The following is a 14,577-nucleotide window of genomic DNA, read 5'->3' as shown; positions in this document are numbered from 1 at the left end:
AGCGGGACCTTCGGAGCGCACTCATGGAGACGGCCACCCCGGCAGTCCCCTGCGCAGGAGAATGTCGATCGCGCGGTCGATCGGAATGCGGACTTCGCCCCGGGTTTTGTCGGTCCAGCCGTAACCGCGCTCGATCTTCGCTTGCCCATCGCGCATCGCCTGCAGCGTCGCCCGAGGCGCCTCGTCGAGGGGCGGCGCGTCGGAGCTCAAGGCCGGACGACTCGCGGGCGTGATGGGTTTTGTGGATAGCGGAAACATCATCGGCAGCACGAGCGGCGTGACTGCGACGAAAGTCGCAAGACCTGCCGCCAGCCAGCCGACGAGGCGGAGTCCGACGTCCGACCGCTCGTAGTCGAAGCGTTTGCTGTCCGACATGCTGCCGCCCTCGATTGACGGGTGACAATGCTGCGAGGGGAATTGCGTTCCTACTTAGGAACCAATGTGCGAGGGCTCGATTGATGAGCCGACAGCTCGCCATCGGGGTCGCAGCGAGGATGGTGCAAATATTCTCCCCTGTGGCGGACACGTGGTTACGCCTGTTCCTGATCGGCGGCCTGTCGCTCGCCGGCGGCAGCATCGTGGCCGCCGTCGGCTTCGCGCATTCGGCGTACATGACCGAGACCGATATCCGTCCGCATCAGCCGGTGCCGTTCAGCCATCGCCATCATGCCGGCGAACTCGGCATCGACTGCCGCTATTGCCACGGCAATGTCGAGTCCGGGCCGCAAGCCGGCCTTCCACCGACCGAGACCTGCATGACATGTCACTCCCAGATATGGACCAACGCGTCGATGCTGGAACCGGTGCGGAAGAGCCTCGCCGACAACACGCCGATCCGGTGGACACGCGTCGCGAAGCTGCCTGACTACGTGTTCTTCCGCCACGACATCCATATCGCCAAGGGCGTTGGCTGCGAAAGCTGCCATGGCCGTATCGACCGGATGGCGCTGACCTATCGCGCAAAGCCCCTCACGATGCAGTTCTGCATCGATTGCCACCGTGATCCGGCGCCGCATCTGCGTCCGCCGGATCACATCACCGACATGGCGTGGACGCCGGCCGCGAATGTGCGCAAGGAGGGCGAGACCATCGCCGCTCATGAAGGCATTCGCGTCGGTGAGCTCACGCATTGTTACGTGTGCCACCGATGAAGCGCAGCATTGATCATCGACCGGCGGACGGGCCGCGCGTGTGGGCAGGCATCGAGGAACTGTCGGATGATCCGCGGTTTCAGGCCTTCATCGAGGCGGAATACCCTGTTGTCCACGAATTCTCCAGGACCGCGCGCCGCGAATTCCTCAAGCTGATGGGCGCTTCCTTCGCGCTGGCGGGGCTGACCGGTTGCGAGAAGAGCTCGTTCATTGCAGCGCTGCCTTATGTCGACCAGCCGCCGAGCGAGACGATCGGCCTGCCGCGCTACTACGCGACGGCCGTGCTGCTCGATGGCTACGCGCAACCTGTCATCGCCACGGCCCATGCCGGGCGTCCGACCAAGCTCGACGGCAATCCGGGGCATCCGGCAACGCAGGGCCGCAGCGACATCTTCATGCAGAGCGCTGTGTTGCAGCTCTATGATCCCGACCGCACGGCTGCACCCACCCGCCATGGCGAAGCGGTGAGCTGGGCCGATGTCGAGTCCGCCATGGGCGTAATGCGCGAAAACTGGCGCGCCGGTCAGGGTGACGGCGTCAGGTTGTTGCTCGGACCCACGACCTCGCCGACTTTGCTGCGGCAGATCGATGCGTTCCGGGCGCAGTTTCCGAAAGCGCGCGTCCACACACATGCCGCTACGGGGCATGAGGCGAGGCGACAGATCACCGCCGCGGTTTATGGTCAGGCACTCGACCTGCACTATGTGCTCGGCGAGTGCGACGTCGTCGTCGGCCTCGACGATGACTTTCTGGGGCCCGGGCCCGATCAGGTCCGTCACGCGTTGGGCTGGTCGCAGGCGCGCCGGCGATCCAGCGACCGGCCGGGCAATCGGCTGTTCGTGGCCGAGAGCGTGCCGACGGCGACCGGGGCGATGGCCGGTCAGCGGCTGATCGCTGACGCCAGGCGGATGCCTGTTCTCGCCGAAGCGCTGGCCAGTGCGCTCGGTATTGCCGGCGCATCGAAGCCGGATCTCTCCGGCGCGGAAGCCGGCTGGATCGCGCGCATCGTGGCGGCTTGCAAGGACCATTCGGCGCGCTCGCTGTTCGTCTCGGGCTTGAGCGGCGGCGCGGCCGCGGCGCTCTGGGTTGCGCGGATCAACCAGCAGCTCGGCAATGCCGGCGAGAGGCTGAAGCTGACCGCGCCGATCGCGGGCCCGGCCGACGCGGGAACGCTGGCCGAACTCGTCTCCGACATCCAAGCGAAGCGCGTCACCTCTCTCCTCGTGCTCGATTGCAATCCCGTCTACAGCGCGCCCGGTGAGCTCAATGTCGGCGACGCCATCAAGCATGTTCGCTCCTCGATTCATCTTGGCCTGCACCGGGACGAGACGGCTGCGCTCTGCGAATGGCAGCTGCCTCTTGCGCATCCGCTGGAGTGCTGGAGTGATGCGCGCGCCGTGGACGGCACGGCGACGATCCTCCAGCCGGTGATCTCGCCATTCTACGACGTCAGATCCGCGCATTACGTTCTGGCAAAGCTGCTTGGGGAGGTTGACGAGACGCCGGATGCCGCAATCCGCCAAACCTGGCAGCCGAGCTTCGGCGACGCATTCGAGACGCGATGGAAGCAGGCGCTGCATGATGGTTTCGTCGCTGGTGCGGCCCAGTTCATCACCGCGTCGCCTGCGAGCGATGCGCCCGCGCCCCCAAAGACGACCGGGGAGCTCGACATCGTGTTTCAGCCGGACCCCACGGTCTGGGACGGCCAGTTCGCCAATGTCGGCTGGCTTCAGGAGCTTCCGAAGACGCTGACGACGGTGACCTGGAGCAACGTGATCGCGGTGAGTCCTGCGCTTGCGAAACGCCTCGCGGCCGCCAACGGCGATCATGTCGAGGTCACCGTCGGCGATCGTCATGTCGAGGGGCCGCTCTGGATCATGCCGGGCCAGGCCGACAACACGGTCGCGCTCTATCTCGGCTACGGCCGGACCCGGGCGGGACGGGTGGGTGACAATCTCGGATACGACGCCTACCAGGTGCGGCCCGCTGCTGCAGCGTGGCTGGCGCAGGGGCGCCTGCGCAAGCTTGCGACCCGCGAGGAACTCGCGGTGACCCAGCTGCATCATCGGCTCGAGGGATTTGATCTCGCGCGCGAGATCAGTCCGGGCCAGGTCGAGCGGGCCAAGCCGGCGCAGGCCAGCCTTTATCCGCCCTGGCCGTCGTCGAAGAACGCCTGGGGCATGGTGATCGATCTCGACAGCTGCATCGGCTGCAATGCCTGCGTGACGGCGTGCACGGCCGAGAACAACGTGCCCGTGGTCGGCGCGGATCAGGTCCGGGCCGGCCGTGAGATGCACTGGCTGCGGATCGCCCGCTACTACACCGGCGATGTCAGCGATCCCCACAGCTTCTTCGAACCGGTCCCGTGCATGCATTGCGAGGACGCACCTTGCGAGATGGGCTGTCCGGTCCACGCCACGACGCACAACTCCGAGGGCGTCAACCAGATGGTCTATAACCGCTGCATCGGCACGCGGACCTGCTCGAGCTATTGTCCCTACAAGGTGCGGCGCTTCAATTTCTACGACTATCGCTCGCCCGCCGATTCACCCGAGCATGCTGCCCACAATCCGGACGTGACCGTGCGCGCGCGCGGCGTCATGGAGAAATGCACCTATTGCACCCAGCGCATCGAGGCGGCCCATGTCGCCGCCGACAAGGAGAACCGCCCCATACGCGACGGCGAGGTGGTCACCGCCTGCCAGCAGGCGTGTCCCACCAAGGCGATCGTGTTCGGCGACATCAACGACCCGAATTCGGAAGTGTCGCGGCTGAAGCGCGACGGTCGCCATTACGTGCTGCTCGAAGAGCTGGGAACGAGGCCGCGCACGACCTATCTGGCGCGCTGGCGCGACGATGAGACGGAATCGAGGCAGGGATGAGCGAGCAATCCGACATCCTGCCGACGCGCCAGAGCATCGGCGGCATCACCGATCAGCTCACCGGCATTCCCCTGCATTTTCCGGCGGACCGGCGCTGGATGATAGCGATGTCGGTCGCAAGCGCGCTGCTGCTGTTGCTGATGGTCTCGGTGGTCGAGCTGTTCACCCGCGGCGTCGGGATCTGGGGCATCAACATTCCCGTCAACTGGGCCTTCGCCATCCACAACTACGTCTGGTGGCTCGGCATCGGCCATGCCGGCACGCTGATCTCGGCGCTGCTGCTGCTGACGGGCAGCGAATGGCGCAACTCGCTCAACCGTTTCGCCGAGACCATGACGCTGTTCGCCGTGGTCTGCGCCGGCATCTACCCGATCCTGCATCTCGGCCGGCCCTGGTATGTCTACTGGATGTTTCCCTATCCGGCGACGATGGGCGTGTGGCCGCAATTCCGCAGCCCGCTGGAATGGGACATCTGGGCGGTGCTGACCTACCTGACGGTCTCGCTGGCCTTCTGGTACGCCGGCCTGATCCCTGATCTCGCCGCCGCCCGCGACCGCGCAACGCGGCGCGGCTGGCAGATCTTTTTCGGCATCATCGCGCTCGGATGGCGCGGCTCGGCGAGGCACTGGCAGCGCTGGCAGCAGACCTATCGGCTGACGGCGGGACTTGCGGTGCCGCTTGTCGTGTCGGTTCACAGCGAGGTCTCGCTGCTGTTTGCCGCGGGGCAGATCCCGGGCTGGCACTCGACGATCTTCCCGCCTTACTTTGTCCTCGGCGCGGCTTTCTCGGGCTTCGCCGTCGTCTCCATCATCGCGGTGTCGTTGCGCTCGTGGTTCGGGCTGAAGAATCTCGTGACCGACGACCATCTCGATCTGCTCGGAATGGTCCTGCTCGCGACCGGCCTGATGACCGGCTACGGCTACGTCTTCGAGGTGTTCGACGCGCTCTATTCCGGTGAGCCGCACGAGCTCCAAACGCTGGCCGACCGCTTTGCCGGCGCCTATGCCTGGACCTATTGGGGCGCGGTCGTCCTCAACTTCATCCCGCTCCAGGCGCTGTGGCTGCGCAACGTGCGGCGGAGCGGGTGGATGCTGCTGCTGATCTCGGCGTCGGTCGTGGTCGGAATGTGGCTCGAGCGCTACATGATCCTGGTCACCAGCCTCTATCGCGATTTCCTGGTTTCGTCATGGAGCCATTTCACGCCGAGCTTCTGGGACTGGTCGACTTATTTCGGCACGATCGGCCTTTTCCTGGTGCCGTTCCTCATCGCCATCAGGCTCGTTCCCATGATCTCGATCTTCGAGAGCAAGGAGCTTCTCCACGAGGAGAAGGAGGAGCAGCAGCATGGCTAAGGGGCTCTATGGCGCATTGGCCGAGTTCAGGACTCCGGACGACCTGCTGGCGGCGACGCGGAAAGCGCGGGAAGCCGGCTACCGCAGCCTCGACGCCTTCACGCCGTTTCCGGTCGAGGGCCTGGACCGCATCCTGCGATTTCCGCGGCCGACGATCTCCTTCGTCGGACTTGGCGGAGCGATCGCCGGCGCAACCACCGCGCTCGCCATGCAGTTCTTCACGAATTACGACTACCCGCTCAATGTCGGGGGACGGCCGATCTATCCGATATCGGCCTTTGCGGTCGTGACTTTCGAGCTCACCATTCTGTTCTCGGCGCTCGCCATGCTGGTCGGGATGCTGTGGCAGAACGGGCTGCCGCGGCTCAGCTATCCCGTGTTCAACGGCGAAAGGTTTCACCGTGCCAGCAAGGACCGCTTCTTCCTTTGCGTCGGCGCTGACGATGCGAGGTTCGAGGCGGGCGAGACGTTGGCGTTTCTCAGCGGGACCGGCGCGCTGTCGGTGGAGCTGGTGCCGGAATGAGCAGGCTTCTGGTCATCGTCGCGCTTGCCGGTCTGCTCGCCGCCTGTGATCAGAACATGGACGAGCAGCCGCGCTACAGCGAATATTCGCGCGCGCCGCTGTTTCGCGGCGGCGTGCTGCGGCCGCCGCCGGCGAACACCGTCGCTCGCGACGATCTGGACCGGGAGAAGGCGGCTCATACCAGGCCTGCGCTTTCGGCCGCGCTGCTCGCGCGGGGACGCGAGCGCTTCGGCATATTTTGCCAGCCCTGCCATGGCGCCGGCGGTGACGGAAACGGCATCGTCGTCCAGCGCGGCATGCCGCGGCCGACGAGCTATCACGACGACCGGCTGCGCAACGCGGAAGACCAATATTTCTTCGACGTCATCACCAACGGCCATGGCGCGATGTACTCCTATGCGGCCCGCGTGCCGCCGGCGGATCGCTGGGCGATCGTCGCCTATATCCGCGCGCTTCAGCTCAGCCGTCACGCCTCGCTCGACGACGTGCCGGCGGACGAGCGCGCCAGGCTGGAGAGCCGGCCATGAGAATGTCCAGCAGCCCAAGAAGCGTGGTGGCGGTGGTGTCGGGCCTGGTCCTGATCGCGGGATTTGTGATCGATGCCAGGTCGACCGCTTCAGCCTATCTCGTCGCCTGGAGCGCCTGGGGTGCCATTCCGATCGGCGCACTTATTGTCTTCATGACCAGCTATCTGGTGCGGCGGCGCTGGACCGAGACGCTGCATCCGGTCTTCGTCGCGACATCAGGCATCCTGCCTGTCGCCGCGCTGACGTTCATTCCGGTCCTGCTCTTCATGAAGGAGATCTATCCCGCCATCGCGGATGGATCCTCATTGCCGCCGTTCAAGGCGCACTGGTTCGTGCCGTGGTTCTTCGTGCTGCGGACGGTGCTCTATTTCCTGATCTGGATTGCGCTCGCCCATTGGCTCCGGCGCGCCTGGCGCCATGACGAGGCCATGGTCCGCGCCGCCTCCGTTGGAGCGATCGCATGGACTCTCACCGTATCGTTTGCCGGGGTCGACTGGTTCGAATCGCTGCAACCGGAATTTCACTCGTCGATCTACGGCCTCATCGTACTCAGCTTCCTGCTGGTGAACGGAACGGCCTTCGTGATCGCAGCCGGCTTGTTGTCGACGCAACAGATCGGCCCGAGCCGCGGCTACAGCGGACTTCTGCTCTCGGTGCTGCTGCTGTGGTGCTACCTCCATGCCATGCAGTACATCGTGATCTGGTCGGGCAACATTCCCAAGGAGGTCACCTGGTATCTGGTGCGATCCCAGCACGGGTGGCAGTTCGTCCTGGCGGCGCTCTCATTCGGGCAATTCGTCTTCCCGTTCTGCGCGATGCTCAGCAGCCGGGTGCGGTCGGACCCGCATTGGCTGCTGGCGCTGTGCGGGTTGACGCTCGCCATGCGCTGGCTCGAAGCCGCAATTCTGATCCTGCCGGCCATTCACGGCCTGTCCCTGACGGTCACCGGCGCGATGTTGATTGCGGCAACGCTGTTCCTCGGCGCGGTGTTTTGGCTGGCGTTCGACGCTGATCTCGCGCGGTCTGCAGAACCAGAGCCTTTGGGCGCTATCTGGTGGCGTGCTCGCGCCGCAGCAGCAGGCCGATCAGCAGGGCAAGGACGATGACACTGAGTGACGACGTCGCGATCAGCAGCCGCCGCGCCGCGAGCGTATAGGTGCCGCTCGCGGGATCGAAGCCATAGCAGAGCAGATGGATCTGGTCGGTCCATCCGCCGACATGCCCCTGGCCCGCTTCGACCAGGGCAAGACGCAGGCTGGTGGCATCGACCGCGAGAGCCGAGAGCGCGCGCGAAATCCGCCCGTCCGGCGTCACCACGAAGGCCGCGGCGGGGTGGGCATATTGGTCATGCTCGCGATCATAGACGGGCTGCACGCCGAACGCGCCGGTGAGAGCGCCGATCTCAGGCGCTGCCGCGCGCAAAAACGCGCTGTGCTCGGCGAGCCCGCCCCTTGGGCTGAGCTGCGCATTCTTCATCGTCAACGCCTGGGCGGCCGTGTCCTTGGCATCGAAGCCGGTCACGATCAACCGGAAGTCCTTGCCGGCGCTCAAGCCCGTATCGGCCAGCGCGTTCGAGACGATCGAGATGGCCGGCCCGCACAGCGTTTCGCAGGTGTAGTCGGCCAGGATCCAGACGGTGGGGACGCCGCCAAGCCAATCCTGCAGCGGTGCGCGGCGATCGTTGATGTCGTTCATCTGGATCTGCAAAGGCAGTTGCGCATTCGTGGGACGCGCGAGGACGGCCTGCTCGAGCTGCGGGGCGGTGAGGGCTTGGGTCGCCACGGGCATCGCGATCCATGCGACGAGCGCGACGATCCATCCAGGGGCCCGCGCACGGGCTCGTCTTCCGGGCACATCATCAGAGCATTGGGCGGGCAATGTGTGCATCCCGGGCGATCGGTGCGGGTGAGGCGGGTGACCAGAAACGGCTTGCAGCTATCCGCGTCGGGCAATGCTCACCCGAGAGCTTGGTTCCTGGGCGGCCACCGGCAGCTACAATAGGGCTGCCGGATTCACATAACCTAATGCATGAAGCAGAGAGACCCGTCAAAATCCCGGCGGGACCCTGGGGTGAATGACGATGGATCGCGTCGAAAAAATTTTCGTCGGGACGGCGATTACGGGCTTTCTCATTATGCTCGGGGCAATCATATGGATGACGTTAAGCTAGCGGGCAGGGCGGCCTCGGCGTTGCGCATCACCCTGCCATATCTTGCGGTATTCATCTGCATCGCGGTCGCCGCGTGGCTGACCTGGAGCAGGCTGCTCTAGGCCAGACCGGTTGGCCTCGACGATGCGCGTCACATCTGCCGGGAGCTGATCAATGCGCCGAGCCCGCGGATCATCGCCGCAACATCAACAGGCTTTTCCCAGAGCAAGACATCGTGGAATTCAGGTGCAATGCTGACCTTGTCATAGCCCGTCGTGAACACGAAGGGTACGTGACGCGCCCGGAGCTCCTGCGCGATGGGAAAGGCCATTTCGTCGCGAATGTTCACGTCGAGCACCGCACCATCGACGATCGAGCCATCATGGAGGATGCGCAGCGCATCCTCCAGCTCGCCGACCGGTCCGGCGACTTCGGCGCCGAACGATCGAAACGCCCGACTGATGTCATCGGCCAGGAAGTATTCGTCCTCCACGACGAGAATACGGCGTCCCGAGAGGGGCGCGCGCACGCGGAACAAGGTTGCGGATGCCAACATGTTTCCTCCAGCGCATGAAAGACCATTGGAACATACGGCGAAGGGCCGCCTTGGTGCAAACGAAGCATGCGATGGCGGGTTCCCGATGAGCAACCGTGACATCATTGTAATCGGTGGCTCCGCCGGCGCCACCGCACCCCTGAAGCAAATTCTGGCGGCGTTGCCGCTCGACTTGCCGGCGGCGATCTTCATCGTCCTGCACATTCCAGCCCAGGGCATCGGCATCCTGTCCACGGTTGCCGCTGCGGCCGGGAGGCTGCCGGTGCATCAGGCCGTCGACGGGATGACCTTCGAGCGCGGCCATATCTATCTGGCCGCACCCGACCACCACCTCTTGCTATCAGGAGATCACCTCCAGCTCGGACGCGGTCCGCGCGAGAACATGGTCCGTCCGGCGATCGACGCCCTGTTCCGCTCCGCGGCGGTGCACCACGGTCCCCGCGTGATCGGAATCGTGCTGAGCGGCTTGCTGTCGGACGGCGTTGCCGGGCTCCATGCCATCAAGCGCTGCGGCGGGATGGCCTTGGTCCAGGATCCCGCCGATGCGATCTCGCCCGAAATGCCGCAGCGCGCCCTGGAGGCAACGATCCCCGATCTCTGTGTCCCCGCTGCAAAGCTCGGCGACGTGCTGTCTGATCTTGCCCGGGAGGAGCCGGGTAGTGCGCTCCCGGTGGCTCCCGACATCCGCCTGGAGGTCGAGATCGCGGCCGGTGAAAGGATCGGAGCCGGAAGCCTCACCAAGATCGCCGACCCCGCGGCGCTGACCTGTCCCAGTTGCGGTGGGGTGCTGTCCGCCGTGAAGGGCGGCCACCCGATGCGGTTTCGCTGCCAGGTCGGCCATGCCTATACCGCCGACGCGCTCGCCAAGGAGCAGGAGGGACAGGTCGATGAAGCCTTGCGGGTGGCGCTGCGGATCATCGAGGAGCGTGCTGAGCTGGTGCAGCGCATGGCGGACGATGGGCGGCGCAGCGGCCGCGCCGCAGTCGCCGAGATGTACGATGCGCGCGCCGCCGAATATCGCGAATATGCCGACATGATCCGGCGGGTCGTGCTACACTCATTCGACCCGGCGATCCGCCCGCGAGCGACCTGAGGCATCACCATGGCCACCTCCCTTGCCGAGCGGACGGAGCAGCTCCACGTTGAGCAGCGCCTTCTTGTCAAGGCGGATGGCGACATCGACGAAGGTTGGTTGCGGATTCGCAGCCAGGAGGATCTGGTGCGCGAGCTCCGGGCCGGCGGGCATGACACACGGCAGGCCGAAAGGCTGGTTGATCTGCTCAAGCAAACCTTGTTGGAATGGGAGCGGCACCGCACCTTGATCGTCCAGCGGGTCAACTACCTCCAGCGCGAGGTCGATTCCCTGGCGCCCACGGCCGGTTGATCGGGGCCGGATTGCGTCGTCGAATATGGCAAGCAATTCCCGCCATTCAGCTGTTGGGATACCTTGAAATTCTGCTATTCCATGAGCTTGGGATCCGCGATCCCGGAGAGCGAAAGTAGCGTCTGATATGGATGAAGTCGGCAAAGCGCCGGGAGACGGGGAGCGTCAGGTCAAGGCCCCATTGATCATTGGCGTGGGTGCGTCGGCCGGCGCAATCGACAGCATCGAGCGCTTCTTCGGAAAGCTGACGCTGGGCGACGACCAGGCCATCGTGCTGGTGCTTCAGAATCGTGAGGCGCTCTCCGACCAGCGGCTGCATGCCGTCATCCAGCGTGCCGAGGGAGCCCAACTCTCCAATATCACCGACGGGATGACGCTCGAAGGCGGGACGATCTATCTCAGCCCCATGGCCATGATCACCACCATCCACGGTGGCCGCCTCGCGGTGCGGAAGGCGGAGCAGGGGCCGGGCGAACGGGCCACCATCGACAGCTTCCTCGTGTCGCTGGCGGAGGAGCGCGCCGAGCAATCCATCGGGGTGCTGCTCAGCGGAACCGACGGCGACGGCACGTTGGGCGCAGCCACCCTGAAGGATCACGGCGGCCTGGCAATCGCGGAAAAGGGCGCCGACGAGGATTTCAAGCATCTGGCCGACAGCAGCAACCCTGCAGCCATCGCCGACTATGTGCTGTCGCCTGAGGACATTCCCGAGCATATCCAGGTCTACGCGCGCCATCTGCGGCGCCTGGAGGAGAAGCAGGGTTTCGACGAGGTGCTGGCGGCCGCCGCGAGCTCGCTGTCACGCATCGCCGACATCCTGCGCAACAAGACCGGCAACGATTTCCACGGCTACAAGCAGAACACGTTTCTGCGCCGCGTTCAGCGCCGCATGCAGGTGGTGCAGATCGATGAGATCACCTCCTATGTCGATTTCCTGCGCAACGACAAGGACGAGGCGCAGAACCTCTTCAACGATCTTCTGATCGGCGTCACCGAGTTCTTTCGCGACAAGCGCGAATTCGAGGTGCTCGAGACGCAGATTATTCCGAAGATCTTCGAGAACAAGGGAATCGGGCAGCAGGTCCGTGTCTGGGTGCTCGGCTGCGCCACCGGCGAGGAAGCCTATTCGATCGGCATCCTGTTGCGGGAGCATATGGCGACGCTGGACTCTGCTCCGCAGGTCCAGATTTTCGCCACCGATATCGACGGAAGGGCGCTTGCGACCGCACGTGTCGGACGCTACCGCACCAATATCGAACAGGACATGACCCCCGAGCGCCTGGCGCGCTGGTTCGTCCGCGAGGGCGATACCTATTGCGTGGTCAAGGAACTCAGGGAGATGTGCATCTTCTCCCAGCACAACGTGATCAAGGACGCGCCGTTCTCGAAGCTCGATCTGGTCTCCTGCCGCAACTTGCTCATCTATCTGAACGCAGAGCTTCAGAACCGGGTCATCCCGCTGTTTCATTTTGCGTTGCTGCCGGACCGCTACTTGTTCCTCGGCAATTCCGAAAAACGTGACGCGACATCCGAAGCTGTTCGCGCCGGTCGATCGTCGCGCCCGCATCTTCAGGAAGCTCGAGACCGGTACGCGGCTGCCGCCCGAGTTTCCGATTTCGACCGCGGCGGGTCGCGCTCCGGTCGAGGTGCCGCCGATCCGCTCCTTCGGTCCCGACGTCGGGCTGGAGCGCCGTGCGCAGCGGATCGCCGAGCGCTATGCGCCGGCCTATGTGATCACGGACGACAATTTCCAGATCCTGCACTTTTCCGGCCGCACGGGGCGCTATATCGAGCCGACGGCGGGCGCCGCCTCGCTCGATCTGCTTCAACTCGTGCATCGCGACCTCCGGCTGGAATTGCGGACGACGCTGAGCCGCGCCGCCGAGACCAACGAACCCGCTCATGCCGAGCAGATCCAGCTTGGCGTCAACGGCCATAGAGTGCTCGTCGACATCACGGTCGAGCCGATCCAGGACGGCGCCGGCGGTCACCGAAACTTCGTCGTGCTGTTCAAGGACGGTCCGCCGCGCGGCCTGGAAGCAAGCGATGGCAATGCCGGCAGCCTGGTGCGAACCGAGCATGTCGAGCGGCTCGAGAGCGATTTGCGGGCAACCCGTGAACGTCTCCAGGCAACGATCGAGGAGCTCGAGAGCACCAACGAGGAACTGAAATCCTCGAACGAGGAATACCAGTCGCTCAACGAAGAGCTGCAATCCGCCAATGAGGAACTCGAGACCTCGCGCGAGGAATTGCAATCGGTCAACGAGGAGCTGACTACAGTCAATGGCGAGCTGGCCCACCGTGTTCAGGAGCTGACCCGCGCCACCAGCGACTTGAAGAATTTTCTGGAAAGCACGCAGATCGCGACTGTCTTCCTGGACAACGATCTGCGCGTGATGAACTTCACGCCCGCGATCACCCAGATCCTGCATCTGGTGGAGACCGATACCGGCCGCCCCATCGCGCACATCAAGGCGCGCATTCCGATCGAGGAGCTCTACGATGACGTGCGTCGCGTGCTGCGCACGCTGGCCAGCGCCGAGCGCGAGCTGACTGCGCCGGACAGCGGCACGCGGTATATCGTCCGCATTCTGCCCTATCGCAGCATCGACAATTTCATTGCCGGCGTGGTCATCACCTTCATCGACGTCACGGCGATCACGCGCGCGGAAGAGCGGCAGCGCCTTCTGCTCGCCGAGCTTCAGCATCGCGTGCGCAACACGCTCGGCGTTGTCAGGTCGATCGCGCGCCGTTCCGCAGAGACGAGCTCGACCGTCGAGGAATATTCAGCACATCTCGACGGCCGGCTGAACGCCTTTGCGCGGACGCAGGCGCTGGTGACGCGCGATCCCGAGGGCGGCGTCGATCTGGAATATCTCGTTGTCGAGGAGCTTCTCGCGTATAACGCGCGCGAGGGCGAACAGATGCGCGTGTCCGGGCCGGCGGTCCGTTTCCAGCCCAAGGCGGCGGAGACCTTTGCACTTGCCATCCACGAACTGGCCACCAATGCGCTCAAATATGGTGCGCTGGGCCAACCCTCGGGACGCCTGGAAATTTCCTGGCGCATCGACGAAGCGTCGACCCCGCCGCAACTGTTGTTCGACTGGCGCGAGCGGGGTGGGCCGGCCGTGGCGCAGCCGGCACGCAAGGGTTTTGGTTCGGAGCTTCTGGAGCGCACTTTGGCGTTCGACCTGAAGGGGCACACGACCATGTCCTTCAACGGGGCGGGGCTTCACTGCCAGATCGCGATTCCACTGACCAAGAGAACCTTTCACACGCCTTCGATGGACGGCTGATGCGCTCCCACGGCACCGATGGAGGTCTTGCACATGCGGTGATCCGCCGCCTCAATGTGTTGCGGCCCCTGTCCGAGGAAGCGGTCGCGGCGCTCGAGCACGCCATTCTCGAAGGTCTGTTTCGGGCGGGGCCGGGCGAGGATCTGGTTGCCGAAGGCGATCCGGTCGACAGCGTCCGGGTCGTGCTCTCGGGCTGGCTGTTCCGCCACAAGACGCTCGAGGACGGCCGGCGGCAGATCGTCAACTTCATCTTGCCCGGCGAGACCTGCGACGCCCATGCTTATCTGCTGCCGACGATCGACCATTCGATCACCACGGCCACGGCGGTTTCTTACGCCGAGATCAAACGCGCGCGTTTCGAGAAGCTCATAGCGAACGAGCGAACGCTTGCCGAAGCCTTCATGTGCGAGACGATATTGAACAATGCGATCCAGCGCGAGTGGGCGATCAATCTCGGACGTCGTGTCGCACTGGAGAAGGTCGCCCATCTGTTCTGCGAAATCTACGAGCGGCTTCGCCCGGTCGGACTGGTCGACGGTACTTCGTGCAGCTTCCCGATAACCCAGATGGATCTGGCCGACGCAACCGGGCTTTCCGTCGTCCACCTCAATCGCACCATCCAGGAACTGAGGGCGTCCGGGCTGATCACGCTGCGGGAGCGGACTCTGACGATTCCGGATCTGGATGCACTCAAGAGCGCGGCGCTGTTTTCACCGGGCTATTTGCAGCTCTACCGGTGAAGCTGATCGAGAAGCGT

At 64.6% G+C, this 14,577-nt stretch carries 12 protein-coding genes and 1 pseudogene; 10 read left to right on the top strand and 3 right to left on the bottom strand.

Annotated features, from left to right (window positions below; translation table 11 throughout):
- Positions 1-21: 21 nt before the first annotated feature.
- Positions 22-375 carry a hypothetical protein gene (locus ACVWZ4_RS34200; RefSeq protein ID WP_456702799.1) on the bottom strand — a complete coding sequence of 118 codons (354 nt, stop codon included), beginning with the start codon at positions 373-375 and terminating at the stop codon, positions 22-24.
- Positions 376-494: 119 nt separating this feature from the next.
- Between ACVWZ4_RS34200 and ACVWZ4_RS34195 the strand changes: the two genes are divergently transcribed.
- Genes ACVWZ4_RS34195 through ACVWZ4_RS34170 form a run of 6 tightly spaced genes read left to right on the top strand, consistent with a single transcriptional unit; the run spans position 495 to position 7,541 of the window.
- Positions 495-1,151, top strand: a complete 657-nt coding sequence (locus ACVWZ4_RS34195; RefSeq protein ID WP_456742311.1) for a cytochrome c3 family protein — start codon at positions 495-497, stop codon at positions 1,149-1,151.
- A complete protein-coding gene (locus tag ACVWZ4_RS34190) occupies positions 1,148-4,033 on the top strand; it encodes a TAT-variant-translocated molybdopterin oxidoreductase (RefSeq protein ID WP_456790462.1) in 2,886 nt (961 codons plus the stop codon). Before ACVWZ4_RS34195 ends, ACVWZ4_RS34190 begins: the two co-directional genes overlap by 4 nt.
- Complete coding sequence (gene nrfD / locus ACVWZ4_RS34185; protein WP_456742101.1) at positions 4,030-5,385, top strand: NrfD/PsrC family molybdoenzyme membrane anchor subunit; 1,356 nt, start codon at positions 4,030-4,032, stop codon at positions 5,383-5,385. The genes ACVWZ4_RS34190 and nrfD overlap by 4 nt, the downstream gene beginning before the upstream one ends.
- Entirely contained in the window at positions 5,378-5,908 is a 531-nt protein-coding gene (locus ACVWZ4_RS34180) for a DUF3341 domain-containing protein (protein ID WP_456702802.1), read from the top strand. The genes nrfD and ACVWZ4_RS34180 overlap by 8 nt, the downstream gene beginning before the upstream one ends.
- On the top strand, positions 5,905-6,435 hold the full coding sequence (locus tag ACVWZ4_RS34175; protein WP_456702803.1) for a c-type cytochrome: 531 nt from the start codon (positions 5,905-5,907) through the stop codon (positions 6,433-6,435). The genes ACVWZ4_RS34180 and ACVWZ4_RS34175 overlap by 4 nt, the downstream gene beginning before the upstream one ends.
- On the top strand, positions 6,432-7,541 hold the full coding sequence (locus ACVWZ4_RS34170) for a hypothetical protein (protein ID WP_456702804.1): 1,110 nt from the start codon (positions 6,432-6,434) through the stop codon (positions 7,539-7,541). Before ACVWZ4_RS34175 ends, ACVWZ4_RS34170 begins: the two co-directional genes overlap by 4 nt.
- Here ACVWZ4_RS34170 and ACVWZ4_RS34165 read toward each other — a convergent pair.
- On the bottom strand, positions 7,483-8,217 hold the full coding sequence (locus tag ACVWZ4_RS34165) for an SCO family protein (protein WP_456734666.1): 735 nt from the start codon (positions 8,215-8,217) through the stop codon (positions 7,483-7,485). The genes ACVWZ4_RS34170 and ACVWZ4_RS34165 overlap by 59 nt on opposite strands.
- A gap of 518 nt (positions 8,218-8,735) precedes the next feature.
- Positions 8,736-9,140 (bottom strand): response regulator, encoded by a 405-nt coding sequence (locus ACVWZ4_RS34160; protein WP_456742100.1) that lies wholly within the window; start codon positions 9,138-9,140, stop codon positions 8,736-8,738.
- 85 nt (positions 9,141-9,225) lie between these two features.
- Between ACVWZ4_RS34160 and ACVWZ4_RS34155 the strand changes: the two genes are divergently transcribed.
- From ACVWZ4_RS34155 to ACVWZ4_RS34140, 4 genes and pseudogenes are all read left to right on the top strand, one after another.
- Positions 9,226-10,233, top strand: coding sequence for a chemotaxis protein CheB (locus ACVWZ4_RS34155; protein WP_456702807.1), 1,008 nt, complete (start codon positions 9,226-9,228; stop codon positions 10,231-10,233).
- Between the two features lie 9 nt (positions 10,234-10,242).
- Positions 10,243-10,524, top strand: coding sequence for a hypothetical protein (locus ACVWZ4_RS34150; protein WP_456702808.1), 282 nt, complete (start codon positions 10,243-10,245; stop codon positions 10,522-10,524).
- A gap of 127 nt (positions 10,525-10,651) precedes the next feature.
- Positions 10,652-13,820, top strand: a pseudogene (locus ACVWZ4_RS34145) (CheR family methyltransferase).
- The gene (locus ACVWZ4_RS34140) at positions 13,820-14,560 is read left to right on the top strand and encodes a Crp/Fnr family transcriptional regulator (protein ID WP_456702810.1); all 741 of its coding nucleotides are present in this window, start codon (positions 13,820-13,822) and stop codon (positions 14,558-14,560) included. Before ACVWZ4_RS34145 ends, ACVWZ4_RS34140 begins: the two are co-directional and overlap by 1 nt.
- Positions 14,561-14,577: the final 17 nt, after the last annotated feature.

It is taken from the genome of Bradyrhizobium sp. USDA 4472, from assembly GCF_054058595.1.
This window is presented reverse-complemented; position numbering and strand designations above follow the sequence as displayed.